At 72.6% G+C, this 5,466-nt stretch carries 4 protein-coding genes; all 4 read right to left on the bottom strand.

The window, feature by feature from the left end:
- Nucleotides 1-106 precede the first annotated feature (106 nt).
- Entirely contained in the window at nt 107-1,999 is a 1,893-nt protein-coding gene (locus ACWD3D_RS32800) for an anthranilate synthase family protein (RefSeq protein WP_451464378.1), read from the bottom strand.
- Entirely contained in the window at nt 1,996-2,625 is a 630-nt protein-coding gene (locus ACWD3D_RS32795) for an isochorismatase family protein (RefSeq protein ID WP_451464377.1), read from the bottom strand. Before ACWD3D_RS32795 ends, ACWD3D_RS32800 begins: the two co-directional genes overlap by 4 nt.
- 84 nt (nt 2,626-2,709) lie before the next feature.
- Complete coding sequence (locus tag ACWD3D_RS32790) at nt 2,710-3,498, bottom strand: 2,3-dihydro-2,3-dihydroxybenzoate dehydrogenase (protein ID WP_451464376.1); 789 nt, start codon at nt 3,496-3,498, stop codon at nt 2,710-2,712.
- A 77-nt stretch (nt 3,499-3,575) separates the two neighbouring features.
- Nucleotides 3,576-4,748, bottom strand: a complete 1,173-nt coding sequence (locus tag ACWD3D_RS32785) for a 3-deoxy-7-phosphoheptulonate synthase (RefSeq protein ID WP_451464375.1) — start codon at nt 4,746-4,748, stop codon at nt 3,576-3,578.
- Nucleotides 4,749-5,466 lie beyond the last annotated feature (718 nt).

Raw genomic sequence — 5,466 nt, 5'->3', positions numbered from 1 at the left:
ATCCCGGTCCACGGCAGCCTCCTGCGCATCACCGCGGACGGCGGAGTGAGTCACCACGTGCTGGTGATTGGCCGACGCCCGTTCAGGTCACCGCCGGTGCGGGCCGCTACCCGGCGGACAGCACGACCGCCGGCAGCAGCGCGGTGATCAGGTCCCGGACGATCCGGGGACCGTCCTGAGTGAGCACCGACTCGGCGTGGAACTGCATCGAGGCGAAGTGCGGGCCGCGCAGCGCGTGCACCTCGCCGCTCTCCTGGTCCCGGCTCACCTCGATCAGGCCCACCCCGTGGGCGTCGACCAGGTCCCGCGTGCTGGTGGCGACGAAGGTGTTGTAGAAGCCGACCCGCTCCGGGGAGCCGAACAGGTCGATCTCGCGCTGGACGCCCTGGTTCGGGACGTCACGGCGGCGCAGCCCGAAACCGAGCAGACCGCTGAGCACCTGGTGGCTCAGGCAGACCGCGACGAACGGCCGCCGGTCGTCGAGGAGCCTTCGCGTCGTGGCCCGCAGGGCGGCGATCTTGGCGTGGTCGGCCTCCTGCGGGTTTCCCGGCCCGGGCCCCATGACGACCAGGTCGTACCCGTCCACCGTGTGGCTCTCGTCGAACCGGCGTACCGTCACGTCGAGTCCGAGCGAGCGCAGCTGATGGTCGATCATCGAGGTGAAGGTGTCCTCGGCGTCGATCACCAGCACCCGGCGCCCGGCGAGTTCCGGCGACTCCCCGCCCGGGGCCGCGCGCCCGTTGAGCCAGAAGTCCGCGATGGTGGCGTTGCGCTGCTCCAGCGCGGCCCGCACCCGGGGGTGGTCGGCGAAACTCCGGGGCCCGCTCGACTCCAGCGCCGACAGCAGCCCGGCCGCCTTGGCCCGGGTCTCGGCCACCTCGGAGACCGGGTCGGAGTGGCGGACCAGGGTGGCGCCGACGCCGATCGCGATCCGTCCGGTGCCGCCGATCTCCGCGGTACGGATCAGGATCGAGGAGTCCATGGTGCGCCCGCCCAGCTCGTCCCGGCCGAACAGCGCGACCACCCCGCTGTAGTAGCCGCGGCCGGTGGGCTCGTACCGGCCGATGACCCGGGCGGCGCTCTCCAGCGGGCTCCCGGTGACGGTGGGCGCGAACATCGTCTCCCGCAGGATCTCGCGCGGATCGCGGTCCGTGCGGCCCTCGATGAAGTACTCGGTGTGCGCCAGCCAGGCCATCTCCTTGAGGTACGGGCCGACCACCCGGCCGCCCGTGTCGCAGATCCGGGCCATCATCTTGAGCTCTTCGTCGACCACCATGTACAGCTCGTCGGCCTCCTTGCGGTCCGCGAGGAAGTCCATCACCCCCGGGAGGGTCGGTCCGGAGGCCGGGTACCGGTAGGTGCCGCTGATCGGGTTCATCACCGCGACGCCCCCGTTCAGACTGAGGTGCCGCTCGGGGGTGGCGCCGACGAAGGTCCGGTCGCCGGTGTGCACCACGAACGTCCAGTACGCGCCCGCCTCGCGCTCCACCAGCCGGCGGAAGAAGGACAGGGCGGCGGCCGGTGTGTAGTCGGTGATGTCGGCGACGAAGGAACGCTTGATGACGAAGTTCGCGCCCTCCCCCCTGCCGATCTCGTCGGCGACCACCCGGCGGACGATCTCGGCGTACTCGTCGTCGGCGACGTCGAAGTGGCCGCCGGTCAGCTCGATCGGTGTGTCGGGGATCAGCGCCAGCGCGTCGGCGAGCCTCGCGGTGGCCTGCTCGGTCACCGTCATCGCGATCAGCGGCGAACCGTCGTCGGTGGCCTCGAAACCGCGCTCGGTGATCTGGCGGTAGGGAACGATCGCCAGTACCTCGTGGCGGGCACCCCCGCCCGGCCCGGGCGCCCCGGGCAGCGGGATCTCCGCCAGCGTCGCCGGTGTGGTGACCTCGCCGACCAGCACGTCCAGCGTCCCCCGGCCGGCCGCTTCGGGCCGGTGCAGCAGGGCGAAGGCGGGCGCCTGCCCGGCGAGCACCCGCTCCAGGAGGGCCGGGCTCATGCGAAGACCTCCTTGGTGGTGACCACCATCGCGCAGCGTTCGGCGGCGTACTCCAGGGCGAGCCGGTGGTAGTCGGCGGAGAAGTCGGCCACCGCGTCCGCGACCAGGAACGGCCGGATGTCGTTGGTGAACGCCTCCACGGCCGTCATCAGCACGCCGACGTGCGCGTACACGCCGCAGATGACGAGCTGGTCGCGACCGGCCGCGCGCATCCGCTCCAACAGGTCGGACCGGAAGAACGCGCTGTAGCGCCACTTGGTGAACACCCAGTCGCCCGGTGCGGGTGCCAGCGGCTCGACGACCTCGCGGTCCGCCGGATCCACCCGCATGCCGGCACCCCAGAAGTCCGCGAGCAGACCGCGCTGCTCCGGAGTCATTCCTCCCGGCTGGGCCGTGTAGGCGACCGGCATGCCCAACTGGGCGGCCCGCTCGCGGAGCGCGACCGCGTTCCGTACGAGGTCGCCGCCCGGCGCCTCGGTGGCCGGGAAGGGCTTCAGGAAGTAGCGCTGCATGTCGTGGACGAGCAGCACCGCGCGGTCCGGATCGACGCTCCATGTCGCGGTGTTGCGGGGCAGCTCGCCCGCTGTTGGCATCGGGTACGACTCGATGGCCGGTAGGCCTGCCATAGCCTTCCTCTCCTTGCTGAGAACGATCTGCGTGCTGGTGGGGGGTTCGCAGGGCCTACGGGGGCGGCCCTGCGACGCGACGGATCAGGCGCCGAGACCGGCGCCGCCGTCGACCGTGAGGTCGTGCAGGGTGATGTGGGAGGCCTGGTCGGAGAGCAGGAAGACCACCGCGTCGGCGATGTTCGACGGCTGGGCGAGCCGGCCCAGCGGAATGCCCACCCGGAACGCCTCCGGCCGGCCCTCGACGGTGCCCTTCGGGCCCGACTCGTCGTGCCACATGGAGCTGAGCATCGGGGTGTCGGTCGATCCGGGCGCCACCAGGTTGCAGCGGATGCCGTGCCCGGCGACCTCCAGCCCCAGGCTCTTGGTGAACATCGTCGCGGCGGCCTTCGAGGCGGCGTACGCGGCCATTCCCGCGCGGGGCGTACCGGCGGCGTTGGACGCGACGGTGACGACGGCCCCGCGCCCGCGCGGGATCATCCGGTCGACCACCGCGCGGGACACGTGGAACACCCCGTGCACGTTGACCGCGAAGGTGGCCAGCCAGTCCTCGTCGGTGAACTCCCGTACGTCGCCGAGACGCAGGACGCCCGCCGTGTTGACCAAGTGCTCGACCGGCCCCAGCTCCCGCTCCACCGTGTCGATCGCCGCGTCGACCGCGGAGCTGTCGGTGACGTCCAGTGGGAAGGCCGAGACCCGCAGACCTTCCGCCGTCAGCTTGTCCACGACCTCGCGCAGGCCCTCGGCGTCCCTGTCGGCGGCGGCCACCACCGTCCCGCGTTCGGCCAGTGCCCGGACGACGGCCCCGCCGATGCCGCCCGCCGCTCCCGTGACGAACGCGACCGTGTCCGCCCTGTCTGCCGTGTTGCCCATGGTTCGGCTCTCCTTGCCTGTCGGCCGGCCCGCTGCCGGCCCGGAGTCGTCGGTCGGTGTGGTGTGCGGACCCGTCGTCAGCCCTGCCAGGCGGAGACCACGGACATGGCCTGACCGGGGTTGAGCCGCGGGTCGCAGAAGCTGGTGTACTTGTCGCCCACGTGGCCCGTCCCGGACTGGCTGTGGGCGCATTCCGTGACGTCGTCGGGGGTGGTCTCCAGGTGCAGCCCGCCGGCCACCCCGCCCATGGAGCGCACGGCGTGCTGGAAGCCCTGGACCTCCCGCACCACGGTCTCCACCAGGCGCGTCTTGAGCCCGCCCGGCGCGGTGACGGTGTTGCCGTGCATCGGGTCGGTGAGCCAGACGACCGGGTGCCCGGCCGCTCTCACCGCTTCGACCAGGGGAGGCAGCCGGTCGGCGACCGGGCCCGCCCCCATCCGAGCGATGAGCGACAGGCGCCCCGGCGTGCGTTCGGGGTCGAGCACCGCGCAGAGCTCCAGCAACTCGTCGACCGTCATGCCCGGGCCGACCTTGCACGCCACCGGGTTGACGACGGAGGCCAGCATCGCCACGTGGGCGCCGTCCACCTGGCGGGTCCGCTCACCGATCCACGGCCAGTGGGTCGAGGTCAGCAGCGGCCGGCCGTGTTCGTCCCGGCGGATCATCGGCAGCTCGTAGTCGAGGAGCAGCGCTTCGTGGCTGGTCCACACCGGCGGGCAGGCGGCCGAGCGCCGGGCGGGGTCGCGCCACCCGAGGTGGGTCATGGCCTCCGCCGCTGCCCGGTATCCGTCGAGCAGACGCCGCGGGTCGGGCCGCCGCAACACCGGATCGGGCTCCGGCGAGTTGACCATGTGACCGCGGTAGACCGGGAGTTCGACGCCGCCGACGATCTCGGTCGGACTCGACCTGGGCTTGGCGAACTGGCCTGCCATGCGGCCCACCCGGACCACCGGCTTGTGCGTACTCATTCTCATGAGTCCGGCCAGGACGTCCAGCAGGCCACACTTCCGGGCGACGTAGTCGGCCGAGCACTCCGCCGGGTCCTCCGCGCAGTCGCCGGTCTGCACCACCTGCGCCTTCCCGGTGGCCACGTCGGCGAGCAGTGAGCGCAGTCGGCTTGCGTCCTCGGCGGCCACCAGGGGTGGCCTGGCGGCGAGTTCCCTCCTGACATCCTGTAGGTGTTCGCTCTCGGCCCAGTCGGGCTGCTGCAGGGCCGGTCTGGACCGGACGGCGGACGGTGGGGTGACCATGAGTGACTCCCGGAGCGAAAGTACGGTGGCCTCGGCGGCCGGGCAGGGCCTCACGAGCAAGCGACTCGGAGAAGCCGGAAGCGGCACGGAGGTGGAGGCGACGGCCGGTGTGGCAGGCGCCGCGCCCGGGCGGCCCGCGGCCCCTGAGCACGCGCGTCGCCGGTGGACTCGGGGCGGGTCGGTGCGGACGCCGGTCCTGACCGCGGCCGCCCCGTGACGGGTGGAGGAGAAGTACTGCGCCCCGGGCAGGCAAGGGGCTGGGTGGCCGCCGGACGGCTGCGGTTCGTCCCGATCCTGTAGCGGGTCGCCGTGCGCCGCCAACGGCCGCCCGCGCACTTCGTCAGGTGGCCGATACTCCATCAGGTCCGGTCCGGGGCACCGGACGGCCGTTGTTCATGCGCCCGGGGCCGCCTCGCGGACCGGGGGAGGCGTGCCGGTGACGACAGACTTGACGACAACGCGGGCGAGAGGTCGAGCCTGGCCGGACGGCGGCCTATCATCCCCCCATTGCCGTTCGAATCCCGCGGCGAGGGACGACGTGAAAGTGTGGTGATCCTCCAAAATGGCAGCCCTTTCGGTGGCGCCCACGGCCGGTACGTCTCCGGCGCCCACGGCCGGCATGTCCCCGCGCGATCCGGCTGCCCGTGCGAGTCGCCCTCCGGGCGGGTGGCGTCCGGGCCGGAGGGGGACCACGGCGGGCGGGCCGGCCGGTCTCCCG

The organism is Streptomyces sp. NPDC002690 (assembly GCF_053592415.1).
Note: the sequence above shows the minus strand (reverse complement) of the source record. Positions and strands in the feature narration are given on the sequence as shown.